Annotated in this window: 27 protein-coding genes and 1 pseudogene; 4 read left to right on the top strand and 24 right to left on the bottom strand. The window is 40.5% G+C overall.

What is annotated here, in order from left to right; all coding sequences use genetic code 11:
* Positions 1-292: 292 nt before the first annotated feature.
* The 10 genes from P2W72_RS06400 to P2W72_RS06355 all read right to left on the bottom strand — a co-directional run bounded on the left by P2W72_RS06400 (position 293) and on the right by P2W72_RS06355 (position 8004).
* Entirely contained in the window at positions 293-1522 is a 1230-nt protein-coding gene (locus P2W72_RS06400) for a pitrilysin family protein (protein WP_276360157.1), read from the bottom strand.
* Between the two features lie 160 nt (positions 1523-1682).
* The gene (msrA, locus tag P2W72_RS06395) at positions 1683-2330 is read right to left on the bottom strand and encodes a peptide-methionine (S)-S-oxide reductase MsrA (protein ID WP_276360156.1); all 648 of its coding nucleotides are present in this window, start codon (positions 2328-2330) and stop codon (positions 1683-1685) included.
* An 83-nt stretch (positions 2331-2413) separates the two neighbouring features.
* Positions 2414-3070, bottom strand: a complete 657-nt coding sequence (locus P2W72_RS06390; RefSeq protein WP_276360155.1) for a 1-acyl-sn-glycerol-3-phosphate acyltransferase — start codon at positions 3068-3070, stop codon at positions 2414-2416.
* The gene (locus P2W72_RS06385; RefSeq protein ID WP_276360154.1) at positions 3067-3888 is read right to left on the bottom strand and encodes an alpha/beta hydrolase; all 822 of its coding nucleotides are present in this window, start codon (positions 3886-3888) and stop codon (positions 3067-3069) included. Before P2W72_RS06385 ends, P2W72_RS06390 begins: the two co-directional genes overlap by 4 nt.
* A 4-nt stretch (positions 3889-3892) precedes the next feature.
* On the bottom strand, positions 3893-4294 hold the full coding sequence (locus P2W72_RS06380) for a holo-ACP synthase (RefSeq protein WP_276360153.1): 402 nt from the start codon (positions 4292-4294) through the stop codon (positions 3893-3895).
* Complete coding sequence (locus P2W72_RS06375) at positions 4284-5099, bottom strand: SDR family oxidoreductase (RefSeq protein ID WP_276360152.1); 816 nt, start codon at positions 5097-5099, stop codon at positions 4284-4286. The genes P2W72_RS06380 and P2W72_RS06375 overlap by 11 nt, the downstream gene beginning before the upstream one ends.
* A complete protein-coding gene (locus P2W72_RS06370) occupies positions 5089-6444 on the bottom strand; it encodes a beta-ketoacyl-[acyl-carrier-protein] synthase family protein (RefSeq protein WP_276360151.1) in 1356 nt (451 codons plus the stop codon). Before P2W72_RS06370 ends, P2W72_RS06375 begins: the two co-directional genes overlap by 11 nt.
* Positions 6437-6697 carry a phosphopantetheine-binding protein gene (locus tag P2W72_RS06365; RefSeq protein WP_276360150.1) on the bottom strand — a complete coding sequence of 87 codons (261 nt, stop codon included), beginning with the start codon at positions 6695-6697 and terminating at the stop codon, positions 6437-6439. The genes P2W72_RS06370 and P2W72_RS06365 overlap by 8 nt, the downstream gene beginning before the upstream one ends.
* Positions 6698-6704: 7 nt before the next feature.
* Positions 6705-7298, bottom strand: a complete 594-nt coding sequence (locus P2W72_RS06360) for a hypothetical protein (protein ID WP_276360149.1) — start codon at positions 7296-7298, stop codon at positions 6705-6707.
* Complete coding sequence (locus P2W72_RS06355; protein WP_276360148.1) at positions 7282-8004, bottom strand: SDR family oxidoreductase; 723 nt, start codon at positions 8002-8004, stop codon at positions 7282-7284. The genes P2W72_RS06360 and P2W72_RS06355 overlap by 17 nt, the downstream gene beginning before the upstream one ends.
* 126 nt (positions 8005-8130) lie before the next feature.
* On the opposite strand from P2W72_RS06355, the gene P2W72_RS06350 reads away from it, so the two are divergent.
* Positions 8131-8292 carry a hypothetical protein gene (locus P2W72_RS06350; protein WP_276360147.1) on the top strand — a complete coding sequence of 54 codons (162 nt, stop codon included), beginning with the start codon at positions 8131-8133 and terminating at the stop codon, positions 8290-8292.
* A gap of 380 nt (positions 8293-8672) precedes the next feature.
* A complete protein-coding gene (locus tag P2W72_RS06345; protein WP_276360146.1) occupies positions 8673-8897 on the top strand; it encodes a hypothetical protein in 225 nt (74 codons plus the stop codon).
* Between the two features lie 284 nt (positions 8898-9181).
* Here the strand turns inward: P2W72_RS06345 and P2W72_RS06340 are convergent, their stop codons facing one another.
* The 7 genes and pseudogenes from P2W72_RS06340 to P2W72_RS06310 all read right to left on the bottom strand — a co-directional run.
* Entirely contained in the window at positions 9182-9448 is a 267-nt protein-coding gene (locus P2W72_RS06340) for an ORF6N domain-containing protein (protein ID WP_276360145.1), read from the bottom strand.
* Positions 9449-9509: 61 nt separating this feature from the next.
* Complete coding sequence (locus P2W72_RS06335) at positions 9510-11048, bottom strand: YifB family Mg chelatase-like AAA ATPase (RefSeq protein WP_276360144.1); 1539 nt, start codon at positions 11046-11048, stop codon at positions 9510-9512.
* 188 nt (positions 11049-11236) lie between these two features.
* Positions 11237-11581, bottom strand: coding sequence for a hypothetical protein (locus tag P2W72_RS06330; RefSeq protein ID WP_276360143.1), 345 nt, complete (start codon positions 11579-11581; stop codon positions 11237-11239).
* Positions 11582-11591: 10 nt separating this feature from the next.
* On the bottom strand, positions 11592-12323 hold the full coding sequence (locus P2W72_RS06325) for a hypothetical protein (protein ID WP_276360141.1): 732 nt from the start codon (positions 12321-12323) through the stop codon (positions 11592-11594).
* The gene (locus P2W72_RS06320) at positions 12293-12619 is read right to left on the bottom strand and encodes a hypothetical protein (protein WP_276360140.1); all 327 of its coding nucleotides are present in this window, start codon (positions 12617-12619) and stop codon (positions 12293-12295) included. The genes P2W72_RS06325 and P2W72_RS06320 overlap by 31 nt, the downstream gene beginning before the upstream one ends.
* Positions 12620-12622: 3 nt before the next feature.
* Entirely contained in the window at positions 12623-12874 is a 252-nt protein-coding gene (locus P2W72_RS06315; protein WP_276360139.1) for a hypothetical protein, read from the bottom strand.
* Positions 12875-13154: 280 nt separating this feature from the next.
* Positions 13155-13337, bottom strand: a pseudogene (locus P2W72_RS06310) (magnesium chelatase domain-containing protein); the annotation flags it as partial.
* Positions 13338-13508: 171 nt separating this feature from the next.
* Between P2W72_RS06310 and P2W72_RS06305 the strand changes: the two are divergent.
* Positions 13509-13712 (top strand): hypothetical protein, encoded by a 204-nt coding sequence (locus P2W72_RS06305; protein WP_276360138.1) that lies wholly within the window; start codon positions 13509-13511, stop codon positions 13710-13712.
* A gap of 31 nt (positions 13713-13743) precedes the next feature.
* On the opposite strand, the gene P2W72_RS06300 is transcribed toward P2W72_RS06305, so the two are convergent.
* From P2W72_RS06300 to ffh, 3 genes are all read right to left on the bottom strand, one after another.
* Entirely contained in the window at positions 13744-15039 is a 1296-nt protein-coding gene (locus P2W72_RS06300) for a hypothetical protein (RefSeq protein WP_276360137.1), read from the bottom strand.
* 25 nt (positions 15040-15064) lie between these two features.
* Positions 15065-16462: a hypothetical protein gene (locus tag P2W72_RS06295; protein WP_276360136.1), complete on the bottom strand. Its 1398-nt coding sequence runs from the start codon at positions 16460-16462 to the stop codon at positions 15065-15067.
* A gap of 402 nt (positions 16463-16864) precedes the next feature.
* Complete coding sequence (gene ffh, locus P2W72_RS06290) at positions 16865-18205, bottom strand: signal recognition particle protein (RefSeq protein WP_276360135.1); 1341 nt, start codon at positions 18203-18205, stop codon at positions 16865-16867.
* A 182-nt stretch (positions 18206-18387) separates the two neighbouring features.
* Between ffh and P2W72_RS06285 the strand changes: the two genes are divergently transcribed.
* Positions 18388-20820, top strand: coding sequence for a DUF5916 domain-containing protein (locus P2W72_RS06285; protein ID WP_276360134.1), 2433 nt, complete (start codon positions 18388-18390; stop codon positions 20818-20820).
* An 8-nt stretch (positions 20821-20828) separates the two neighbouring features.
* Here the strand turns inward: P2W72_RS06285 and P2W72_RS06280 are convergent, their stop codons facing one another.
* The 4 genes from P2W72_RS06280 to P2W72_RS06265 form a co-directional block, all read right to left on the bottom strand.
* Complete coding sequence (locus tag P2W72_RS06280) at positions 20829-21833, bottom strand: DUF3078 domain-containing protein (protein ID WP_276360133.1); 1005 nt, start codon at positions 21831-21833, stop codon at positions 20829-20831.
* Between the two features lie 103 nt (positions 21834-21936).
* Positions 21937-22689 carry a hypothetical protein gene (locus P2W72_RS06275; RefSeq protein ID WP_276360132.1) on the bottom strand — a complete coding sequence of 251 codons (753 nt, stop codon included), beginning with the start codon at positions 22687-22689 and terminating at the stop codon, positions 21937-21939.
* Positions 22690-22743: 54 nt separating this feature from the next.
* Complete coding sequence (locus tag P2W72_RS06270; RefSeq protein ID WP_276360131.1) at positions 22744-23586, bottom strand: glucosaminidase domain-containing protein; 843 nt, start codon at positions 23584-23586, stop codon at positions 22744-22746.
* A gap of 26 nt (positions 23587-23612) precedes the next feature.
* On the bottom strand, positions 23613-24251 hold the full coding sequence (locus P2W72_RS06265; RefSeq protein WP_276360130.1) for an O-methyltransferase: 639 nt from the start codon (positions 24249-24251) through the stop codon (positions 23613-23615).
* Positions 24252-24254: the final 3 nt, after the last annotated feature.

The following is a 24254-nucleotide window of genomic DNA, read 5'->3' as shown; positions in this document are numbered from 1 at the left end:
TCGTCACTTTTATAGGCTAAAAGTAACCAAAAGCCTTTTTCAATCCCTAGGTGCCTTTGGCCACAAACCAACCGCACATCAAAAAACAGTGATCGCTGTCTTTGGGGGATATTGCCAAATGAAAGCATCCCACATATGATCCCAAAGCCCAATGCTCGGTATTGCTTTTTGATTGAATCTAACTCTGTTTTTTTGATTTTGCTGGCACTTGGGATTGAATTGTCCTTCAGTACCTCATGTATGATATGAACGTTTATTGGAATCGTGCTTCGGCTGAGTTTAAGCTTAATTATTATTCAGCAGGGTAGAATACCAGTGAACTTAAAGTTTTGGGGTCAAACATTTCATTCGCAATTTCGAGCATCTGTGTATCAGTTACTGCATTGATTTTTGCAAAAATCTCGTCCAGAGAATCTACACGGCCGTAATCCAGCAGACTTTTGCTCATCGAAATAATAAGCCCCATTCTGTTTTCTTCGCCCAATGCAATCTGTCCGATGAATTTATTTTTTGCCTGTTTAAGCTGCAGCGGGCCTAATTTCTGATCTCTCAGTTTTTTCAATTCTTTGTGAACCAGCTTTAAAGCTTTCTCAGTCTTTTCAGTATCTGTTCCGAAGTATATCGAGAATATACCGGTATCGCTCATTGGAGTGTAGTTTGACTCAATCGTATAAGCGATGCCATATTTCTCACGGATCTCCATGTTCAAACGCGAACTCATGCCTGTTCCGCCCAGGAGGTTGTTTAACAGTAAGAATCCTGTTTTATGTTTATGATGTATGGAAAAGGAACGGGTACCAATTACGCAGTGCGACTGATTGATTGGTTTGGCAAAGCGTTTACTCAGTACAGTATAATGGCCTGGTTGATGACGGGTTCTTGCCGGAAGATTGGAAGGGATGTGCCCGAAAAGCTTTTCGCTGATGCGGATGACAGTTTTGAAATCGTAGTCTCCGAATATGCCTATGACAATTTCATCAGTGCGGTAATTGGCTTTCATGAAATGCTGAATGTCGCTTTTCCTAAAACTTTGTACAGACTGTGCAGTTCCCAGAATATTACGGCCCAGTGGATGTCCTTCAAAAAGCAGGTCTTCAAAATCGTCATTGATAGCTTCATCAGGCTGATCCTGATAGGATGAAATTTCATCAAGGATAACCTCCTTTTCTTTTTTCATCTCTTGTTCAGGAAATACGGAGTGGAATACGATATCCTCAAATAAGTCCAGCGACCGTTCCAGATGTGGTTTCAGGAAGGAAGCATGAACGCAGGTATATTCTTTGGTGGTGTAGGCATTCAGGTCGGCACCTACAAGCTCAAGTCTGTTCAGAATCTGACTGGTATTTCTTTTTTTGGTTTCCTTGAACAGCAGATGTTCAATGAAATGGGCAAGTCCGTCTTTAGCCTGCTCTTCATCACGTGATCCTGCATTAATGATGATGCAGGCATGTGAAATATTGGAAGGGCTGGGTTTATGCAGTACGCGTATTCCGTTCTGCAATTGATGTACCTGATAATCCATTCTGCAAAGGTAGATAATTCAATGAGCAACTCAATTTGTCAATTGTTTGATTTGTCTATTTGTCAATTGGAATTTGAGTTTGAAGAACAGAATTTTCTTTAGCTTTTAACTTTCTGTTTTCGCCTTTTAGCCCCAAAAGCTAAACTCCATCTTTAACACATTACTTCAGCTTTCCCTTGTAAGTCTTCTTAAACAACTCAAACCTTGGGATAGAAACGGCTCTTACATATCCCTGATTCAGGTTATGTTCTATATAATCCTGATGGTAACCTTCAGCACGGTAGAACCCGGTGAGGGGTTTTAGTTCAGTTACGATTGGTTTTTTAAATCTGCCTGAGGCTGTAGCATCTTTTACAGCCTGCTGGGCAATTGCCTTTTCTGCATTACCGGTATAAAAGAGGATAGAGCGGTAGGATGAACCTCTGTCGGGACCCTGCTGGTTGGGTGTTGTGGGATCGTGGGAGGCAAAAAATACCTTACATAGCTCAGCGTAGGAAATTACTTTAGGGTTATAATAAACTAATACAGTTTCAGCGTGACCGGTAGTTTCGGTATTGACCAGCTCGTAAGTTGGGTTAGGGACCGTACCGCCCGCATATCCCGATACCGCTGAATCCACACCCACCACAGCCTCAAAGATATGCTCAGAACACCAAAAGCAGCCTTCTGCAAAAGCAGCGATCGCCTTACCCTGGGGCGCTGTGAGTTTCACTTTTCTGACGTCTGTCTTTTTCTGGGATATTGCATCGCATGAAAATAAAACCAAAATAAGTGATAGTACGGGTATGATACTCAGATAGCGTTTCATTTTATTGCTTTTCCTAAAGGTACGAAACAATGGCTTGAATAGATTTGCAGTTCCGGAACAATTTGGGTTTTAATAACAGCCTTTTAATCTTCCTCCTTCGTAAATCTTATGTTCTGTTTGAGTGATTCTTTGTGATGCCTGTTTACCTGTTGCTGTAAGCGCTCAAAATCGAAATCCTCAGAGGTGCCGCAATCGAGCATATTAAAATAAACTGAAGGCCTTAAGCTTTCAAAATACTCACCAATATTGCTGCTCCATAACAATTGGCATTTGCCCTTTATCTGTGGTACTATTTCTGCTAAGCCGTCCTGAAATTGTATAGTCCTGATATGACAGCTTTCCAGATTTCCCTGCGGATAAAAGAGCAATAAATTACCGGGTTCACTCAATATTTCAGCTGCATAAGCTAAACTTTCTTTTACTGATAATTTTCCAGGCTCAACCGAAAAGGAACCAAGATACCTGAGCCACCAGTTCATTTCCATTTGCTTTTTCAGGGACATGATATAGAGTTTTTTCATTTTACCCTGTTTAATCAGTACCTGATAGGCCAGATAAAAACCTAAAAAGCCATCACCAAAGCTGAAATGATTGCAGGATAAAATATAGGAATGATTTGATTTTATCTCAACAGGCTTGATAATCAGTTTATTAAAGTGAAATATCCTGAAAAATTTTGTCAGTAAGTAACCTCCTGCTTTTAACCAGAACAGTGGTAAGGGTTTTGATTTGATGATCATACTAACAAATCTCCTAAAACTTTGGCAAAACGTTTATTGATCAATTCGTGTCCCTCATCCAAATTAAATATTTCTGCATTTTTAATTTTGGCCAGGAATGGTTTACCAATCTTAATTGGATAAGCATTATCACGTTTTCCGAAGATAAAGACACTCCTGATAGGATAACGGTTTAATGTATCTATAAGTTTTGCTTCATCTGTTATTAAAAATCGCAGATAGGTTAAATTGGCATAGAGATTAAATCTTAGTTCATGGGTTTCAATTTCTTTTAGCAGAATTCTATAGCCCTCTGCATCTATGATTCGAGCCTTTCTGAACAGGGTTAACATGTTAACCATTGCACTCTCACTTAAAGATACTCTCTCGATGATCTTATTCCCGAATTTACTCCTGCTAAAAAACCTGAGAATATTTCCCGGTTTAATGGACGATGGTGCTGCTACGATATATTCATTAATCATTTCCGGGAGCTCTTCAACGATAGTTGTAGCATAATGAGTACCCATAGAATAGCCTATTACCGAAAAACGCTGAATGTTATGGGCTGTACAAAATTCCATAATCAGATCTGCAAGCACCTTTTTTGTTAATCCGGTTTTGATGGTATCCAAAGTCTGATCTTTCAGTCTGGTTGCTTTATGAAAGAAAAGATCGAAGCCCCAGAATGTATATTTGTTTCCCAAGTTCGGCTCTAAGGTAATGAACTGTTTACCATGCATACCAAAACCATGAAAACAAAGCATGTGCTCCTCACCTGTTCCATATTTATAATAATGGAGGTCAACAAAGTCGGTTTTATAAAAATGTGAGGTCAATTGATTAAACTATTGCATTAATTAATGCCAGTGCCCAGGTATATTCACCATCATGTGATATGGTAAGGCTCACCTCGAAATTTTTGAAATGAGCGGGTAATACCACAGTCGGCATTCCTGCTTTTTGGGCTCTGTTAATTTCTATTTTTTTCCATCCCAGAGTCGAGGTATCGAGCTGTTTAATTGCTTTATAAACGGCCTCTTTAGCTGCCCAGGTTGAGGCATAGCGCTGCAAAGAATCATCGAAGCTTTCGCAGTAAGCTATCTCGGAAGGGGTGTAAACCTTGTTTTTGAAAAGGTCGCTGAGTGAAAGTCTGAAGTTTTCTATGTGCACCAAATCATTACCCACAGCAAATGATCGCTGTGCGATTATTTGGTTTACAGATATTTCCAGTTCACTCTGCATCTATAACAGGTACTGCCATAATGTTAAATCCGCCATCAACAAAATGAATGTTGCCGCTTACCTTTTTTGAAAGATCAGAGAAATAATACAGTGCAGCATCGCCAACATCACCTGCATCAATATTCCCTAATGGTGCCATATACTTGCCTAATTTACGCATTTTGCGCACACCATTGATGCCGCCGGAGGATGTGGTCATAACCAGTCCGGCAGAAATGGCATTTACACGTACCTGTTTGTTACGAAAATAGCTTGCCAGGTAGAGCATGATATTTTCAAGAGCTGCCTTATTGATAGCCATTCCTCCATATTGCGGAATAACTCTGTTAGCCGCGTTATAGGTTAGGGTTAGTATGGATGCGTTTGTTTGTAACAGATTTTCAGCCACCCGGGCTATTCTTAAGAGAGAATAGGCACTGATATTAAATGAATCCATCAGATCCTCGAAAGGAATATCGATGTAAGCCGGTATGGGTTCTGTACTGCCAATGAAGTTTGAACAAAGTACCCTGGTATTCGCATAAGCAACTCCATGTAAAATGTAGTCGATAGGGCCATGGGTTTTGTATACAGCATTTAAAAAGCTGCTGATCTGAGTTTCATCCCTTACGTCAACCTGCATGGCAAGTTGGGTATCAAGGCCCAGTTTTTCAAGCAGGTATATCACTTCATCACGCGTATCTTCAACATAGCTTAAGGCAATTTTGCAGCCCGACTGATGTAGTTTTACTGCAATATTATAAGCGATGGATTCTTCATTCCTGACCCCAAAAATTACCGCAACCTTACCCGAATTATTTATCATATTTTGACAATTTTAAAGCACTGTTGGTACCACCAAAGCCGTAATTAAGGCAAACAATGCTATTAATTGGTTTTGAAAAACTTTCCTGCGGAAGTAAGTGCCGGTAAGCAGCCAGAGGCTTCATCGGACCGGTCCATTCCGGACTTTTCTGGAACGTTTCCAGTTCCGGGTTGAGGTTTTGAGAATTTAAACAAGGCAATACCTTTTGTTCTTTAAGCATCAGTAATGCAGTTATGAATTCTACCGAACCAGCACCTCCCAACATATGTCCAAATTGTGATTTTGGGGCTGATACATGATAGCCTTCTTCACCCAAAGCATCAACCACACTTAACAGTTCAACAGCATCACCTGAGGGTGTAGATGTACCATGCACTTTAACAACATCTGGTCTTTCGTCAGATCCTGCAAGTACTCCTTTCCATAACCTCTGTTGTCCTTCAAATGATGGATAGAACATATCACCATCACCGTCTGAATTATTAAAATACTCGTCAATTACCCCTAAAATATCGGCACCGCGGGCAACTGCCTGTTCATACTCTTCAAGGGCTACAATGCCTGCACCAAATGAGCAAACAAAGCCGTTTCTGTTCATATCAAATGGGCGTGAGCTTTCTTCAGGGCTAAAACCCCGACTTAAAACCATCATTCCATCAAAACCGATAAAGGTTTCAAGAGATGTACTTTCTACTCCGCCGGCTATTGCGCGGTCCTGAAGCCCGTATTTGATTAACCTGTAAGCGTGTCCAATATTACCCAATCCGGTTGCGCATGCAGAACTAATGGTTTCGCAGACCCCTTTGCTTTTTATCAGGACCGATACATTGGCTGCTTCACGATAGGTCATGGTCCGGTCGACTGTATGACCACCGGAATGCCGTGTTTTTCTGCCAAAAACATAAAAATTGTGCCATCCGTTTCTTAGTATCACATTAGCTGAACCGCCCGATCCTATCACCACACCGGTTTGCTCTGACTGAACCAGATCTGTTGACCAGCCCGCCATTTTTATGGCATCCTGTGTTGCCAGCATTGACCAGATGCTGCCTACATCTGCAGTAGCCAAATTCGCATCCGGGATCCGGTTTAATTTATCCACATAGGTTTCCGGATAGAGACCTTCCATAGGGTCCCAAATTACCTCCAGATCCATTTCCGGCTCCGTGATAAAACCCGCAACTGTCGATCTGACCTGCTTCTCATAAGCCATGGCATCATCGAATGTGCGGATCAGACTTTTGTTAGCAAATAACTTGCTGCTAAATTCAGAAAGATTCCTGCAGGTGGGGAAAGCTCCTCCCATACCAACAACTGCCACCTTTCTGCCAGGTATTTTAATCACGTGCTTTTACTTTTAAAATGAGATCGACAACGTCTTTTACTGTTGAGCCTAAACCATCAATATCATCGTCCTCAAATTCAATGTCAAACTTTTGCTCGACCTTTGCTACGATAGCGATCATTTGAGACGATGGTATATTTAGATTGGCTAAAAAATCTGTTTCTTCTGTTACACCTACTAATTTTTCAGGCTCTATCATTCTAACGGTTTTAAGTACTTCGATCAAACCGTCAATAATTTCTTGTCTTTCCATTTATAATTTACTTTTTGTTTATTGCTCTAAAATATTCAATATCAATTTCCCGCCCTGTTATATCATAGAGATCAGATATAAGTTTGAAATCAGGTGAGAGATCATATTTGAGTAAACGCTCTTCGTTAAAATCTTTAAAATATTCGTCAAGGTCTAATCCGGGAGGACATCTGTAGATTCTTCCTTCGCAAACCATTTGTCTGAATTTATAAAATGTTATTTTCCCCAGCATAACATAAGTATCGCCCTTCTCAAGAGCTGACATAAAGTTCACGTTGCCTACACTGATGAAGCTTGGGACAGATTTGTCCCTCAAATCCTCGGGAGCACAATTATGTTTCTGACAGATCAAAAACATGGATAAAGAAGCAGCAGTAGCCTGCACAAAGGATTCGATCTGGTCCACCCCCCTGAAAATGCCAAAATGATCCTCGACATCATAATCTGTAGGAGTATAACTCGCTACAACGCCTGTTTTGGGCGAGTGCCAGTGATATTTATCAACAAGCAGCTTTTTAGGACCGTAGGCAATAAGTATTTCTCTCGGATGTATTGAACACAGGCTTTCTACAAGTTTGCCCTTATCATAATATCCCACCATTTATATTAATATTAGTTCCGTTAATATATGATGCCTTGTCTGATAACAGAAAAGCAACCACTTCAGCAACTTCATTCACCTTGCCAAAACGGTTTGCGGGAATGGCTTTTAAATAATCCTGTCTATAGTTTTCAGGTATTTTATCTGTCATATCTGTTTCAATAAAACCGGGGGCGATACTTAAGATCCTTATGGAGTGTTCTTCGTTCAATGCTGAAACTTCGCGGGCCAGAGATTTTGACAAGGCTGCCAAACCCGCTTTAGTTGCCGAATAAACCGCCTGAAAAGCATTGCCGGTTTCACCTACGCATGAGCTTACATTGATAATTACACCGCTTTTATTCAAAAGAAATTGTTTCATAACAGCCTTACAGATCATGATTGGAGCTTTCAGATTTACTTGCAGCAAGCGGTCAATTTCATTTTCAGGCTGATAAATAAGGGGTTTGTCAAATGTGATGCCGGCGTTGTTGACTACCCCGTAAAGAGTATCTCCGTGCTCTTTTTTCAAACGTTTACAAAATTCATTGAGTTGTCCCGGATCACTAAGGTCAGCGCAAAGTAAATGATGTTTTGGATCAACATTGGTAAAACTTTCCTCACGTGTCGCATGTAATATCAATGTGTATTCCTTTGATAATAAGTTAGATATTGCCAGGCCCAAACCCCTGCTTGCTCCTGTTATCAATATCTTTTTTTCTGACATTTTATGCTATTGGTTTTATTAATAATCTTCTGATTAGGAATTTTACTAGTCCATGTTACCATGTAAAAGTAGATACTTCAAATATAATTTTTAAATTATAGATACTCTGCCGGATAAAAAAATTAAATGCTTATTCATTTAACCTTCCATGCTCTTGTTGGTGTTGCCCCTGTAACTAATGTAAAATACGAGTTCTATACTCTAGCCCTTGTTGGTGAAAACACCAACAAGTCAATTCTAAATTTCATCAAAATGACTAAGAAGATTAAATTCATCGATTCCATTTAAATAAAAATTCGCTGAGGAGAATTTATAGTCCTCAGGATTTGTCGCTAACTTCCATTTTTCCTGAAGGGGATTGTTGTGAATGTATTCGAGTTTTTGTGTAAATACATAATCACTATAAAGAAAAACATAAATAAAAAGAAAGCATATATTGGCGCAACGGTTTCAGAGGCTGCCCCCGATTGTTGGAACCTTAAGTTTTTTGCCTGTGGGGGTTTGTGTGTAATGACTATTGAACTTCCTCCAGCTTTCGCTCTTTGTATGGGATTATGTGTGGTGGAGTACTGCACAGAGCAAACAACATAAATAATTAGAAATTTTTTGTATATTGAAATAAAGTTATGGATTTATTGAAAGGCATTTTGCCCATATTAATTATACTAGTGATTTATTTAATAATGCGCATTCCTGCATTGAAGAAGGGAATGACATCTTCTTTAGGCATAAAAGCACGTATCGTGCTTGGTTGTTTAGGTGCCGGAGTGTTTTTGGGTATCGCTATATTTAGCGGCGACATAAAAGAAATAATCATTGTCAGTATCATAGTATCGTTGGTAATTTATGGAGCGGTTTCCCTGCAAAATAAATTTCTTTACGTGAAAAAGTAGAAAAGAAAGGGGCTCCCTCAAGCTCCTTTCCTATATTAATTTCGTTAAAAGCACTTTATTGTTGTTGTTGGCCCAAGTATGCACTTACGACTCTTGCAGAAGGATGTCCCGTTAGTGATAGGTTAGGCATGATAACAAAAGCATAAACTTTCGACAATAATATTTCTGAATTCATCTTTTGCGAGCAAGTGTTTCCATTTGATGATGGTAGCTGTAAAGAATTGAGTGTGATAAAGTTCCTTCGTTTTCATGGTGATTTAAATTGTGAATAAGGTACTGGTAGGTCAATGGACTTTAGGAGTAGTGTAGGCTTGTTTAGATGGTATCGCATTTTGCGATATCGTTACTTCTACCTCTTCCTCAGATAATTGTATCATGAAATTTTCGGGGAATCTTTCCTTGTTACGTTTTACCTGTTCCCTTAAACGTATAGCCTTAACTCCATACAATTCTGCAAGATCTTTGTCTAACATTACTTTCTGTTCACGAATAACATAGATCTTACTCATCAATATTTCATCCGGAATGGACAGGACGTTGGATTTAGTCATATCATATTTCTTTTGTTAAAGATGGAGCTGCCATATATCTATTTGATACCCTGATTTATAATCACCCTGCCCATCCTTCCCTGTCCAGGCTGCGGAAATGTATCGCTTCAGCAAGGTGTTCCAGCTGTATATCCTCACTTCCGGCCAGATCTGCAATGGTTCTGGAAACTTTCAGGATGCGGTCGTATGCCCTGGCAGATAATCCGAGTTTTTCCATAGCCTGTTTGAGTAATGCTTGCCCGGTATCGTTGATTCTGCAAATTTTTCTTACGGCGTTCGGACTCATTTGTGCGTTACAGAATACTTCGGGACTATCAGAGAAGCGGCTGATCTGTATATTTCTGGCTTCCGTTACCCGTTCACGAATGGCTTCGCTTTTTTCGCTGAGCCGCTCTGAAGAAAGTTCATTGAAGTTTACCGGCGTCACTTCCACATGCAGGTCAATACGGTCAAGCAGCGGACCGGATATTTTACTGAGATATTTCTGTACCACTCCCGGGGCGCAGATACATTCCTTTTCGGGATGATTATAGAAACCGCAGGGGCAGGGGTTCATCGAAGCTACCAGCATAAAACTTGCCGGATAATTGACCGTTGATTTGGCTCTCGAAATGGTTACCCTGCGCTCTTCCAAAGGTTGTCTCATTACTTCCAGAACGGTTCGTTTGAATTCAGGCAGCTCATCCAGAAAAAGTACTCCATTATGGGCAAGTGAAATTTCTCCGGGCTGGGGATTGGTACCTCCGCCAACCAGAGCCACATCGCTGATGGTATGATGAGGAGAACGGAATGGCCTGACGGTCATCAGAGAATCAGATGCAGAGAGTTTTCCGGCTACAGAATGAATTTTGGTGGTGTCAAGAGCTTCATAAAGATCTAATGGCGGAAGAATTGTTGGCAGACGTTTGGCGAGCATGGTCTTTCCGGCTCCCGGCGGGCCAATCAGGATTACATTATGACCACCTGCTGCAGCGATTTCCAATGCCCGTTTGATATTTTCCTGCCCTCTGACATCCGAGAAATCACTTTCGTAATTATTGATATTATAACTGAATTCCGCCTGAGTATTGACAATGGTTCTTTGAAGTTCTAATGTATTGGCAAAGAAGCCGATCACTTCCTTAATATTACCAACCCCATAAACCTCAAAATCATCTACAATTGCTGCTTCTCTGGCATTCTCATTGGGCAAAATGATACCTTTGAAGCCATCTCTTTTACCCTGTATTGCCACAGGAAGAACACCTTTTACTGCTTGTATACCACCATCCAGGGAAAGTTCTCCCAGAATAAGATATTGATCGAGCCTGGTACTGAAAAGTTGCCCCGAAGCGGCAAGGATCCCGATGGCAATAGGAAGATCATAAGCTGAGCCTTCTTTACGGATATCTGCAGGAGCCAGATTGACAACTACTTTTTGCCTTTTCATCTTGTACCCCGAGTTGTTGATTGCACTTTCAACCCGTAACATACTTTCTTTTACGGCATTATCCGGCAGCCCGACTACGAAATATTTCAATCCGCCGGTAATATTAACCTCGACAGTTATGGTAATGGCTTCAATGCCGAAAACGGCACTTCCATAGGTTTTTGCAGGCATAGGCAATTATAAAAGCCTGCAGGTTTTTAGCGGATTATAATTTAGTGTGCGGTATGAAAGATTTAGAGAATGGTAAACCGGTTTGGAGTTTAGAATTTATGGATTTGTTTAGTAAAGGCACTTACCCTTGTTGGTGACAGTTGATTTATTAGTAGCTCGCGATCAGTTACCCAAATGATTAGATTCCACTATAAGACATCTTTTAGTTCTTCTTTTAACTTATTATACATCATAATCTTATGTTCCAGATTACGTTTTTCCATATCTTTTAATGTAATTACGTTTGCCTCATAAGTAAGTCTGTCGCCCTCAAGGATCTTAATAGCGATTTCATCACCTAACTGTAAATGGCTACTGAACCATTCAAGCCTGGACTGTGTCTCTGTATTTAAACCCGATACATCGATCGTAACTTCTTCATCCTGACCTAGTTTTTTATTGGTCATTACAATAACACTCATTACTCCCTGCAACGATTCCATGCCGGCAATCGCAACATTTCTTCCATTCAATTTAACTTCTAAATTTAACATAGTCTTTTTTTTATAATGGACAATTTACCGTATCCCACCATTCACCTGCAGACCTGCATGCATGTAAACAATCGGTACATTGCCAATTTGGTGTTGATGTATTTAAACAACGGTACCACTTCTCGATGCATGCTTCGCGCTCAGCAGGATTTGGTATATTGTAAGTATGAGTTAGATATTGGGCATACTCATATGCAAACACAGTAATTTTAACAGTAACTATCCCAGCAAAAAGTGCCTCACCAATAAATGTGGGTTCAGCCAAGGCAGGCAAAATAAGGGTTGAAAGTGCTGCACCGTCAAAGTTTGGTGGTGTAGAAAATTGCATATCAACTCCCAAATCGAGAATAGCCTGAATACCTGGCAGCATCCAAGCATTAAATTCGGTATTATAGGTGAAAACACCAACAGCACCGCTCGGATAATTATAAATATAAACTTGACCATCGTAAGGTGAGCTAGGGAATCCTCCAAAGGAATCGCCAGGCATGGTTGTGCCACCACCACCACCTGGTGGAGTGCTTCCACCACCACTCTCTTCTTCTGGACTACAATAGGTTCCAAGTACTTCTATTTCCGTACTACCGTCTGTATAAGTGGAAATAAGCACAATTACATAACATTGGCTGACAGTAGGTATTGGAGTTTTTCCTTCCCCTTTTTCATAATCAAAGACAGTTGCGTTTCTGCCAAATGACTTCGTGTTTGCATTTAGCCCATTCTGGACTGAAAGCTTTGCCATTCCATTAACAACGCCTTCTTTAAATGCTTTACTCCACAAAACCGATAGTTGACATCATATGTCATAATGGTTCCGCTGAACCCTCGAATGAAATCTGAGTTGTAGAGATGCGTTAGTTTATCTTTGTTTTCCTTAATATAACTTGTCTCACCAATTATCTCGATGATTTTACCATTTTTGACTTTTGTGCCCACTGGATTTAAAAGGAATACAAACTCTCGTAACATTGAAAGTTTGGAGTTTTTCAGCACATATTCTCCCGAAGGAACAATAGCTGCCGTGGCACCATTATTCAATTTTTAGATCCTGGCTTTTTCCCATTGTGGTTCCAAGGTTCGCGCTTTCTTACCAGTGGCTGAGGTACTGGGGATCAGCTCTTTTTTGTACTTTTCTACAGTGGTTTGATGCCAGGCCATTAGACCTTTTAATAGAGGTAATTGCACCGCCCTAACTTCAGTTCGAAGAAGATCAGGAGTGATTACTTTATCCTTGTCGCACTGAGTAAAACATACCAAAATAAGAAGTAGCAGAGGTATAATTTTATATTTCATAGGGTTATTCTTGCTCGAAGGTAAGTTGCTAACTGTGCAATTCAAATTACTATACCATCAAGAAATCGTATTAATAAAGGGCAAAATCCAGTTTCGTATAGAATATACCGAGGTTCATATAGATATTATAGCTTTGTATCCTAAATTGAAAAAACTTTATTTACGATAAAGTATTGTACAACAAAGTGCTGTACAACCATGATTTTTAATCTGGCTGATAATCGGGTGCTGAAAGGATAATATGTAGAAGATTTGCTCACCACTAAAGATGTTCCGACCGTTGCCGCTTCATCCTATAGCCCGAGTTGTTGATTGCACTTTCAACACGCATCATACTTTCTTTAACGGCATTATCAGGCAGCCCGACTACGAAATATTTTAATCCGCCGGTAATATTAACCTCAACAGTTATGGTAATGGCTTCAATGCCGAAAACAGCACTTCCATAGGTTTTTGCAGGCATGGTTATACAAGTTATGGAAGCACCTGATAGATTGGAATTAAGTATTTAGTTAAAGGCGGAATGGAATGAGGGAACGGTATTTTGCCTGAACGGGGAAAAGCCAAAGCAAGTCGTGATAGTAACTCTGTCACCACACAAAATACATTTAAGGTCATTTATAGACCGACTCTCTTGTCAACTTTTCCACTTCCCGAGGATGGCTTCAGCCTTGAGGTTTCTAATCTAAAGTTTGAAAATGTTAGTATTTCACCCGACTATACAACTTCATATCATGTTTCTGTTTCTGCAACACTATTGTGTGGAACCTATGCAACATTACTGGCTCAGATTAGCAAAAATTGGAGCATTCTCAGCCAAGCCATATATCCGGTATAGCTCTTGAATCGCTGGAATAGATATGTTGAGTCTATTTAAAACTGTAGCCTACCGATATCGCAACATTCCCAAGCGTCAGCTCATGATTCGACTGAATTGGAATATGCTCAAGGAGGGGTGCCCATGCAATTCTTCCAACAAATCCCTCTCTAACAGGTTGAAAACGGTACCCAATACGACCGGTGTACACAGTTCCACTATTACGAAGTCCATCCCGAACATTTTCCAGGGGAATTTGCGGAGTTAGGCCAGTACCAACCTCGAGTCCATGCATTTTTTGTCCAATAATATAATTTATACCTACAGGCAGGGCTAACATTTGCTTATAGGGTGAAGTATTATTGGTCGGGACCTCGGATAAGTAGCCATTGCCTAGTCCGGCGCCGAATGTAAAGCCAACACCATCGTTTCTGTCTTTTTTCAAACGCATATCGAAGGTCGCAGCCAGAAAACCCGGTTTAGTATATGATTCGGCAAAAAAAGATTTTCTAAAGCTTTTGTCATCTTTTTGGGCGCGTAATCGCTTCTCGAAATGAGTGGATGCTTTTTTTGAAAGGCGTTCATATTGTATATTAATGCCCCAAAAACCGGTCCTTGGTCGAAAAGATCCTGGGTAGAGTTTGTCATACATTTGTACTTCAAGTTCCCCGTGAAGGGGGCTGGATATATTGTGCATTAGCCCGAACTTCACTTGGCTTCGCCTTCCAACGCGCACCACATAATCAATGGAGACCGGGAAACTCAAATAAGGGAGATCAAGATCTGTTATCCTTACACGTACATCAGGTGGGCCCGCCGTAGGATCATTCTCGTCGTACGGTACGGCGCGGTTAAATGTGAGTCCAACTTCGCTATAACCATTTTTACGATAATAGTCATAGAATCTTACGCTCGGGCCCACATTGAATTCAAAATATCGTCCTTTAATCGGAACTTTGAATGCCGCCGTCACAGTCAAAGCCTTATAAGAATCTTTACTTGTTCGCAACCATGTGTTGATCTGTTCATCAGTATTACCCCCTTTTCCAAAAGCATTCCTCGGCGCGTCGAACCCAACGAGGTTTGGTATAGCACCAAAATCTAATCCAGCTTTTATACCCCAGCGACTAGATTTAAAATATTTTAATGCATAGACGCCAGCATTAAGATTAAAATGGCTCCAACCAAAAACATTGGAAGGGGATGAGTTTTCCACAGCTACGGTTGGGACCAGAGATGGTGTAAAACGAACGCCGAAGGATGTGCCTTGGCCATATAAAAAAGTGACATTAACCACCATAATGGTAGTTAATGTCACTGCTAGAAAGTATTTAATAAAATTAGGCATGTTTTTCGCACACAAGTATACTCAATTAATGGGTGTAAGTTAAAGTGTATGGCGTGCTACCCGCGTGTTCACTAAGGAGTGCGGATGTCGTAATTTCACCTGATTTAGTCGTCCTGCCTGCTCCTACCGGATATTCTACATATTGCTTATACCTAAAATTATTTGAAGGATTTGTATATCCCGAATCAAAGGTATTTTCATAGGTACATCCATTATAATAGGTACCCGACACTTTAACTTGCTGTTTTTCTAATTTGTCCTTCCAAAGGAAACCTGCTTGCCTTTTCATTGTTCTGGTTCTCCCTGCAAATACTGTTGAAGTATTCCCCTTGGTTGTTACTGGATCAATATAAACGTACATTTTTAGCTTTCTCACAGAGCTCACAGGTCTACCTTCAGCCATGTCTGCTTCACTCATACAGGTGTTGGGGCCTGGGCTGCCTGGAGTTTTCCCTCCTGCAACTGTTGGAAGAGTCAGTGGTCCTTCTCCTACACCTAATACTTCAATCTGTCCTGCAATGGTCATCAACGTTTGCTGTTCGTAAGAATATGGGATGTAATTGTCTTCCGGGTAACCAGTCCCAAATTCATTGCTTTGAGTTTGCCAATATTCTACCTCACCACGGATTTTTGCCCGAAGCGAGCTTAACCCAAAGTGGGCTTCGAACCTTTTGAATGGCAAGAATTCATCGAATCCATCGGAAATTGCTTGTGCTTCGGCATTATCACTAGACATGGAACTATATGAGTCCAAATGAGTTTGGTGATTATCATAAGCTGTTTTGAGTCTAGTTTTCAAAGCATCATAAGCTGCCACATCTGTAAGCGATAAAATTCCGCTGTTAATCGTTACACCACTGTAAGGATCCCCTAGATATTGATAGCCAGTAAAACTCGCACCCCCTGGACCCTCAGCCCACAGACGGTATTGCCCGTAAAGAGACGGTTTTTGAACATTGAAATTAATGGTATTATCGCCGGTTGTACCAATATAAGTATAGACGTTTGTATACCAATCGATCAAATACCAATCATGTGGGAGTCCAGTCGAAGGAACTTCTCCATAACAGGTGTAATATGTGCCTTGGTCGGTTGCCGTGAAGGACACGTTAGATGTCGTCATGCCTTCGGCTTTTTTCTTCTTTTTAGATTCCCGTACTTCGGCGTTTATCTTTTCTTTCGCCTGGAGGTCTGGAAATATCCGTTTTACGGATGGGCTTTTCATAGTAAGAATAAGATCACCGCTCGGACTTACGCGAAGCGCTTCAATTTTGCCTGGAGCCCCTTCTGTACTCATAGTGATATCGGGTTTAGGGACAGCCCCCGATGATGAAATTTCTTTTTTACATCCTCCGACGAAGAGGATCGCCATCACAATGCCCAATACAAACGCAGTCAGTAACTGTTTTTTGATTTTTTTCATGATTTTAAGGTTTAGATGATTATTGGTTTTCAGATATTATTACTCAAATGGAGTGAAAAAAATGCACGATTTTAAATTCTTGTACCAACAGTTAATTGCCCTATATGAACGGGCCTTTCCTCTATTTTAATTGGGGGAAAGATTTAATGTCCAAATCATAACAGCTTTATTTTCCGTATGTCTGATGCTTAACTTCTCACAAAAGATAATAACCAAAACAATGATGATGTGATTGCCTGAGTAAAAGGTGCAAAGGAATGAATGAACGGTATAATTTTCTCTAATTATACCGGTATGGAAAAACACCAGCCGGAGAGAATGAATGAAAAAAGGCTTCCTACCCCCGGGGAAAAAGCCTTTTTAATGTTCCCTGAGGTTGATGGCAACGCCAACCTTAATATTTTACTTCCCAAACGGCATTTTAGGCATGCCCTTCATCATTTTGGCAGCTGCGGCAGGGTTTGAGAACTGCTTCATTACTTTACGCATATCCTCGAACTGTTTGATCAGCTTATTTACCTCAGTAATATTGGTACCAGAACCCTTTGCGATGCGGGTTCTTCTGCTCTGATTAATTGCATCCGGATTTTCACGCTCGAAAGGAGTCATTGAGCGGATGATAGATTCAATTGGAGTGAAGGCATTGTCATCAATCTCAACATCCTTGATGGCTTTTCCTACACCCGGTATCATGCCCATCAGATCCTTCATATTACCCATCTTCTTGATTTGCTGAATCTGACTCAGGAAGTCGTTGAAATCAAATTTATTCTTACGGATTTTTTTCTGAAGTTCTGCTGCTTCTTTCTCGTCGAACTGCATCTGCGCGCGTTCAACCAATGAAACCACATCACCCATTCCGAGAATACGGCTGGCCATCCTGTCGGGATAGAAAACATCCAGCGCCTCCATTTTCTCGCCGGTACCGATGAATTTGATGGGTTTGTTTACAACCGATTTGATTGAAAGTGCCGCACCACCACGGGTATCACCATCTAATTTGGTTAATACCACCCCGGTAAAATCCAGACGATCGTTGAATGCTTTGGCCGTATTGACCGCATCCTGTCCGGTCATGGAATCCACCACAAAAAGGATTTCATGTGGATTGGTACTTGCTTTAACCTCGGCGATCTCCTTCATCAGTCCCTCATCAATTGCCAGACGTCCGGCGGTATCAATGATCACTACATTCTGACCGTTCTTTTTAGCTTCGGCGATAGCCGCTTTTGCAATTCCAACCGGGTCTTTTGATTCGCGGTCTGTATAAACAGGAACTCCCACCTGTGCGCCAAGTACCTCAAGCTGGTCAATCGCTGCAGGACGATAAACGTCGCCTGCTACCAGTAATGGCTTTTTATTCTTTTTAGTAACAAGATAGTTTGCAAGCTTTCCCGAGAAGGTAGTTTTACCCGCACCGTTCAGTCCGGCGATAAGAATTATTGTTGGATTAGCCGATATGTTCAGCTCCTCAACTGTTCCGCCCATCAAGGCAGCCAGCTCATCATTCATGAGCTTGGTCAGCAATTGTCCGGGTGAAATTGCTGTCAGTACATTCTGTCCAAGTGCTTTTTCCTTTACATCATCAGTAAAGGCTTTAGCTGTTTTGTAGTTAACATCGGCGTCCAGAAGGGCTTTACGTATCTCCTTCATGGTTTCAGCCACGTTTATTTCAGTTATGCTTCCCTGTCCCTTTAGAACCTTAAACGCTCTGTCGAGTTTATCCTGTAAATTTTCAAACATGTTATAAATCAGCTTTTAGCTTGTGCAAAGGTATGATTTCTCGGCCATAGGACTAAAATAATTGTTTACATCAGCTAAGATGCGGCTCAAAGCAAAAAAAATGTTAAGAATGAGTAACATTCCCATTGCTTAATCTTAAAGTTCCTGACATTTTAATTCCTTTGCATCGTTGAAATTTTTGAATGAAGTTTAGTTTAATCTTTTTTAGTTTTTTTCTGGTATTTGTCTGTTTCTCTGAGGCACAGGAGAGTAAGACATTCAGTGCAATAAGAACAGAACACTCTCCCAAAATTGATGGTGAATTAGATGACAGGGCCTGGAAAGAGACCATGCCTGCCAGCAGATTTACTGAATTTAAGCCGGTACCCGGTCGTGTCGAGACTGAAGATAAAAGAACAGAGGTAAGAATAGTTTATGATAATACGGCTATTTACATCGGTGCAAGGATGTATGATGAGCCAGACAGCATTTTCCGGGAAGTTATGCCAAGAGATAATCTGGCAAATTCTGACTTTATCGGGATCGTTTTCGATACTTACCTTGATCGCATCAATGCTTTTGGTTTTTATGTAAGCTCAACCGGTACCCAGTTTGATGCCAAATATTCTAATTCGGGAAGTGAAGATAATAACTGGAATGCAGTATGGGATAGTCAGGTAAAAATTGATAGTCTGGGCTGGACTGCTGAATTGAAGATTCCTTATTCTGCTCTGAGGTTCAGTTCAAATGACATTCAGGAATGGGGTTTAAATATGACACGTCGTCGTCATATGAGCAACCGTCAAAGCAGCTGGAATGCCATTGATCCTAAGGTCAGCGGATTTATTAATCAGTCAGGTGAGTTACAGGGAATAAAAGGGATAAAATCACCGGTCAGATTATCTTTCTCGCCATATCTTTCTTCCACAGTTAATCATTATCCTCATAACCAGCCCGAGCTGCAAAATACAAGCAGTAGTTTTAACGGGGGAATGGATATCAAATATGGCATAAATCAGAGTTTCACGCTGGATATGACACTTGTTCCTGATTTTGGCCAGATCCGTTCTGATAATCGGGTGCTTAACCTTAGTCCATTTGAAGTTAGATTTAATGAGAACAGGCAGTTTTTTACTGAAGGAACTGAATTATTCAATAAAGGGAATCTGTTTTATTCCAGAAGGATCGGTTCTAATCCGGCATATATTGCAAACATTAACTCGCGGCTACTGCCCGGCGAAACAGTAAAAGAGCATCCGTCTCAAAGTAAATTGCTCAATGCTACCAAAATTTCCGGACGCTCTCAAAATGGTTTGGGTTTAGGCTTCTTTAATGCGGTTACCAAAAGAGGTTTTTCCAGAGTTCAAAACAGTCTGGGGGAAGAACGGCTTATCGAAACTCATCCGCTTACCAATTATAATATCCTGGTGCTTGATCAGTCGCTTAAAAATAACAGTTCAGTTACTTTTTTGAATACCAATGTATTACGTCAGGGTTCAGCATATGATGCAAATGTAAGTTCATTTTTAACAAACCTGAACGACCGGAATAACAGGTATTATATCTCAGGAGCAGGAAAAATTAGCTATGTGGGTGCAGAAACTCCAGGTAGTTCAAGCAATACCGGGTTTAATTATGAGCTTGATGCCGGTAAGAAAAGCGGTAATTTTACCTGGGGTTACGGGTTTGAGCTGACAGACAATAAGTTTGACCCTACCGATCTTGGGTATTTCAATAATAACAACTTCATTAACAATTCCCTCAATTTAGGCTTTAACAGCTATACTCCCGGCATGGTATTTAATCGTTTTAATACCTATATGGGAATTTTCCAAACTCAGAGGTTTAAACCGCGAGCCTATCAGTCGTCAAGGGCATCCTTGGGAGGATTCTTTGAGTTTAAAAATTTCTGGACCCTCAATCTTGATTTTTACAGGCAGTTTATGGGTAAGGATTTTTATGAGCCGAGGGTTGCAGGTAAAGAGTATAATACCCCTGCCAGCACTTATGCTAATTTCAGACTTCGATCAAACCCGATCAGAAAATATAATGCCGGCGTGTTTTTTTCTGCACGACTCAGGGAACAGTTTCACGGAGTTGGATATGTTGCCGGATTTTATCAGAATTTCAGGGTAAAGAACAGGCTTTCGCTGGGTGTAGATTTCAACACTCAGCCACAGTACGATTACTCAGCATGGCTGGGTATAAGTAAGGCTAAGGAGATTATCTTTTCCCGGTTTGACAGAAATACGATAGAGAGCATGTTTGATGCTACTTATACTTTTAACAGCAATATGGCTATCATGGCTAGAGGAAGGCATTACTGGTCTAACCGTAATAATCTGGCTTTTTACTTTCTCAGGGACGACGGGGAACTACAAAGCCATGATGGTGCTGAATTTAAAGGCACCCACACCAATTATAATGTATTCAATATAGATCTGGTTTATTCGTGGCGCTTTGCTCCGGGAAGTGAGCTGAGTCTTGCTTATAAGAATCTTTCAGAAGATATGGAATCCGATAACAGGATGGGTTATTTGCAAAATTTTGATCATATCATGAGTCAGCCTCAGAACAATAATCTATCGCTTAAGATCTTGTATTATGTTGATTATCTGCAGTTAAAAAGAAGATAAGTCTTAGTTTATTTTGCCAATTTATAGATCAGACCAAAGGCCATTGCCTGGCTGGCCTGTATTTTATTTGCTGTATCATCATCATAAAGAATAATACCCGACAAAGAAACATTGACCATTTTATTCACACTGGCGCTAAGGGTCACATCAAGCCTGTTATCAATACTTGATAATTTTTCATAATTCGCAAACATAGAATAGCGGCTTTTTAGAGTCAGGTTTTTTGCGATCTCCTTATCAAAAGAGCTTACCACCTGAAATGCCAGCTCATTTCTGAATGTATTTCCGTGTGTTACCCCGAAATTTTTAGGATTCGTTTTGTAGAGTTCTTTGTCCAGTACAAATGTCTGACGTGCTGTTCCGGTACCGATACGCAGGAAGAAGTATTTTACAGGTTTATACTCAAATCCGAACGATTCTGTTAAGTATCCCGGTGCCATGAATCTCGATAAAAGAGTTCTTTTTTCATTGCCCTGGGCATCCTTGGAAAAGGAATAACCCATATCAAACTGTGATTCAAAGTTTACAGAACCGAAGAAATACCAGCTTTGAGATAATTTTAACGCAACTTTATTATCCCAGAATATACGGTCAGCTGTTTTTCTGGCCATTTGATTTCTATTCTTAAGTTTTCCGTATTGCAGAATCAATTCGGATACAAAGTTTTTGTCTTCTTTGGTGTAATCAGTTTTGTAAGAGATTTGTCCGCCAAGAGCAAGAGAGTTTACCCCGCCTGCACCCCAGTTATCACTGAATGAGGCCTGATTCACATTAAGACCAAAAGCGGTGAGACTTCTCCAGTAGTTAACCTTCAGATCAAGTGAAGAAGCATCGCTTAATTTTACGATTTCAGGAAATAATACGGGTCTTCTGACAGGCAGTGTGTTTTTGCGGGGGAATTGTTTAAGATTCTGGAGAATAATGCTATCAGACTGACTTACAGTGTTTTGTGAAAAAGATGGATACGCGCATCCAAGCAAAATGAAAATAACTGTCAGAAACCGATTTATCATTCAACAAATAAAAACAAAAATGAACTCTTTTTTGATATGTTTTTTAGCTTTTCTACCGGCTATAAAACGGCATACGGAATTATTGAGTATATGTTTTGAGATATTAATTTTCTTTCAAAGGTTGCAGGCGGTATGCATCAGGATTTTCAAGATAACTTCTGTATGATCTTTGAATGTATTCAATCAGCTCATAATCATTTGCTTCAATAATAAAATAATATCCGGGTTTATATTGCTGCTTGAAGTCTGTTAGTTTTTCTCCGTTTAATCCGGTAACTCTGTTGATCAGCGTTTTTGTAAACCGGTATTCAATCATTGCATCTCTGTAGTCGCGTTCAATGATTTTTTGCAGTAATCGTGCATTCCTGCCTTCTTTACTTAGTAAACTGTAAAGTGCATTGATACTTAATCCGGCACCACCTCCTCCGTTGCTGCCTCCGGTTGTCAGTACATTACCTGTAGAACCCTTTGAGTAAGCCGTGTTGTATTCCTGCTTCGTAGCCTGAAGCTGCTGATTCGGGGTTTTGAGGGTATCTTTTACAATAACTTCCTGTAATTGTATGCTGTTTCTGCGAAGGTAAAAGAGTATGGTATTTTCTTTATTTATGCTTATGGTATCAACCCCGTAACCCTGCAGGGCTGCAAGCAGAATGTCTCCTTCCCGGGCATTTGTTTTGAACTCGCCCTTGGTTGTGTTATAGAACCCATCGCCCGTTCGGGTATTAAATATATAAACTCTGGTAAGCCGTTGTTTGGAATCCTTGTCGAAAACAATTCCTTGTATCGGACGATCCTGAGCCATTAGTCCGACCAGCTGAACGCTTAAAAAGAGAAATATGTAAATGATCTTTTTCAATTCTTAAAACTAAGCGTTTCGCGCAGAAGAAAAATAAATTTTAACAATTTTAACTTATTTCGAAACGATCAGTAGTTGTCCGGGCATAAGATTCGTGCTTGCAAGTCCGTTTATCTTTTTCAGATCATCTATACTGATTGAGAATTGTCTGGATACCGAACTCAGAGTATCGCCTGATCTGGCTTCATAGATTTTCATAGCTACCGGATTTTTTACAATCTCCTGTTTTTGTTCCTGAGGAATGTTAGCTGCTATTTCGGTCAGAACCTTATCCTCCCGTTTGATTTTTTCTCTTTCGTTTTCTTTCCGGTCAAAATGGTTAAGGCCATATCGCTCTATCAGATTGATCAGTAATTCGGCATAACGCGGATTGGTTGCATATCCCGCCTCTTTAAGCCCTGCTGCCCATCCTTTGTAATCATTTTTATCAAGTTCAAATAACGCAGCATAACGTTTGCGTTTTAAAAATTCTGAATGGTCTCTGAACGATTCTTCGGGCGATTTGTAAACTCTGAAACAGTCATCTTTCTGATCATCGTCATGTTTGATCGACTCACCTTTCCAGTCAGGGGTACATTTTATTCCGAAATGATTATTGGCTTCCAGAGCCAGGCGACTGTTGCCGCTTCCTGATTCAAGTATACCCTGAGCCAGTGTAATACTTGCCGGAATCCCGGCGCTGTTCATTTCACTGATGGCAATATTCTTGAAACGGTTAATGTAATTTTCTGCCGGACTACTGCCCAATGTTCCACTCTCAGTTTTTACTCCTTCAGCAGGTTTGGATACCGGAGACTTTGGAGCTGTCTGGGTAAGCGGTGCTGAACGCTCCTTTTTTAACAGGCTGCATGAGCTTGTAAAAATGCTCAAAGTGACAAAAAGGAGAATATATTTCACTGGACAAGGTTTCCTTTTCATTAAAATTATTTCTTTCTGATTAAAAATAAGCCATCCCTGACAGGAAGGATTAGTTTTTCAACTCTTTGGTCAGCACTTACAAACTGATTGAATGTATTAATAAATGATGTTTTTTGATCGGTTTTCTGATCATCAAGCACTTTTCCGCTCCATAATACATTATCTACGAGGATAATTCCGCCCGGCCTTACCTGATCAATGATCATATTGTAATAAGTCTCATTGTTTTTTTTGTCGGCATCTATAAAAACAAGGTCGAAGGTTTCGGCCAATCCGGGGATGATTTTCCCGGCATCACCTATGCTGTATATGATCTTATCTTCAATTCCTGATTTCCTGAATGAGGTCCTGACCATATCCTCCAGCTCTTCATTAATGTCGATAGTATAAATCAGGCCATTTTCTCTCAGGCCTTCAGCCAGACAAAGTGTTGCATAACCGGTAAATGTTCCGATCTCGAGTATTCTTTCCGGACCGATCATTTTACTGATCATGCTCAGGACCCTGCCCTGATAATGACCTGAAAGCATGCGGGGCATAGAAACCTTCAGGTGAGTTTCCCGGTTGATATGCTTTAGCAGATCGTTTTCCGGTTCACAGGAATTTTCAAGGTAGTTTGTCAGTTCTTGGCTTAGTAGGTCCATGGA

The organism is Daejeonella sp. H1SJ63, from assembly GCF_029360775.1.
In the GTDB taxonomy this organism is placed as follows: Bacteria; Bacteroidota; Bacteroidia; order Sphingobacteriales; family Sphingobacteriaceae; genus Daejeonella.
This window is presented reverse-complemented; position numbering and strand designations above follow the sequence as displayed.

What these genes read in the sequence shown, in the direction of transcription:
- P2W72_RS06400 (WP_276360157.1), bottom strand. Translation starts at nt 1,522, where the DNA reads ATGGATTATCAGGTACATCAATTGCAGAACGGAATACGCGTACTGCAT.
- msrA (WP_276360156.1), bottom strand. Translation starts at nt 2,330, where the DNA reads ATGAAACGCTATCTGAGTATCATACCCGTACTATCACTTATTTTGGTT.
- P2W72_RS06390 (WP_276360155.1), bottom strand. Translation starts at nt 3,070, where the DNA reads ATGATCATCAAATCAAAACCCTTACCACTGTTCTGGTTAAAAGCAGGA.
- P2W72_RS06380 (WP_276360153.1), bottom strand. Translation starts at nt 4,294, where the DNA reads ATGCAGAGTGAACTGGAAATATCTGTAAACCAAATAATCGCACAGCGA.
- P2W72_RS06375 (WP_276360152.1), bottom strand. Translation starts at nt 5,099, where the DNA reads ATGATAAATAATTCGGGTAAGGTTGCGGTAATTTTTGGGGTCAGGAAT.
- P2W72_RS06365 (WP_276360150.1), bottom strand. Translation starts at nt 6,697, where the DNA reads ATGGAAAGACAAGAAATTATTGACGGTTTGATCGAAGTACTTAAAACC.
- P2W72_RS06360 (WP_276360149.1), bottom strand. Translation starts at nt 7,298, where the DNA reads ATGGTGGGATATTATGATAAGGGCAAACTTGTAGAAAGCCTGTGTTCA.
- P2W72_RS06355 (WP_276360148.1), bottom strand. Translation starts at nt 8,004, where the DNA reads ATGTCAGAAAAAAAGATATTGATAACAGGAGCAAGCAGGGGTTTGGGC.
- P2W72_RS06350 (WP_276360147.1), top strand. Translation starts at nt 8,131, where the DNA reads ATGCTTATTCATTTAACCTTCCATGCTCTTGTTGGTGTTGCCCCTGTA.
- P2W72_RS06340 (WP_276360145.1), bottom strand. Translation starts at nt 9,448, where the DNA reads ATGACTAAATCCAACGTCCTGTCCATTCCGGATGAAATATTGATGAGT.
- P2W72_RS06335 (WP_276360144.1), bottom strand. Translation starts at nt 11,048, where the DNA reads ATGCCTGCAAAAACCTATGGAAGTGCCGTTTTCGGCATTGAAGCCATT.
- P2W72_RS06330 (WP_276360143.1), bottom strand. Translation starts at nt 11,581, where the DNA reads ATGTTAAATTTAGAAGTTAAATTGAATGGAAGAAATGTTGCGATTGCC.
- P2W72_RS06325 (WP_276360141.1), bottom strand. Translation starts at nt 12,323, where the DNA reads ATGGCAAAGCTTTCAGTCCAGAATGGGCTAAATGCAAACACGAAGTCA.
- P2W72_RS06315 (WP_276360139.1), bottom strand. Translation starts at nt 12,874, where the DNA reads ATGAAATATAAAATTATACCTCTGCTACTTCTTATTTTGGTATGTTTT.
- P2W72_RS06300 (WP_276360137.1), bottom strand. Translation starts at nt 15,039, where the DNA reads ATGCCTAATTTTATTAAATACTTTCTAGCAGTGACATTAACTACCATT.
- P2W72_RS06295 (WP_276360136.1), bottom strand. Translation starts at nt 16,462, where the DNA reads ATGAAAAAAATCAAAAAACAGTTACTGACTGCGTTTGTATTGGGCATT.
- ffh (WP_276360135.1), bottom strand. Translation starts at nt 18,205, where the DNA reads ATGTTTGAAAATTTACAGGATAAACTCGACAGAGCGTTTAAGGTTCTA.
- P2W72_RS06285 (WP_276360134.1), top strand. Translation starts at nt 18,388, where the DNA reads ATGAAGTTTAGTTTAATCTTTTTTAGTTTTTTTCTGGTATTTGTCTGT.
- P2W72_RS06280 (WP_276360133.1), bottom strand. Translation starts at nt 21,833, where the DNA reads ATGATAAATCGGTTTCTGACAGTTATTTTCATTTTGCTTGGATGCGCG.
- P2W72_RS06265 (WP_276360130.1), bottom strand. Translation starts at nt 24,251, where the DNA reads ATGGACCTACTAAGCCAAGAACTGACAAACTACCTTGAAAATTCCTGT.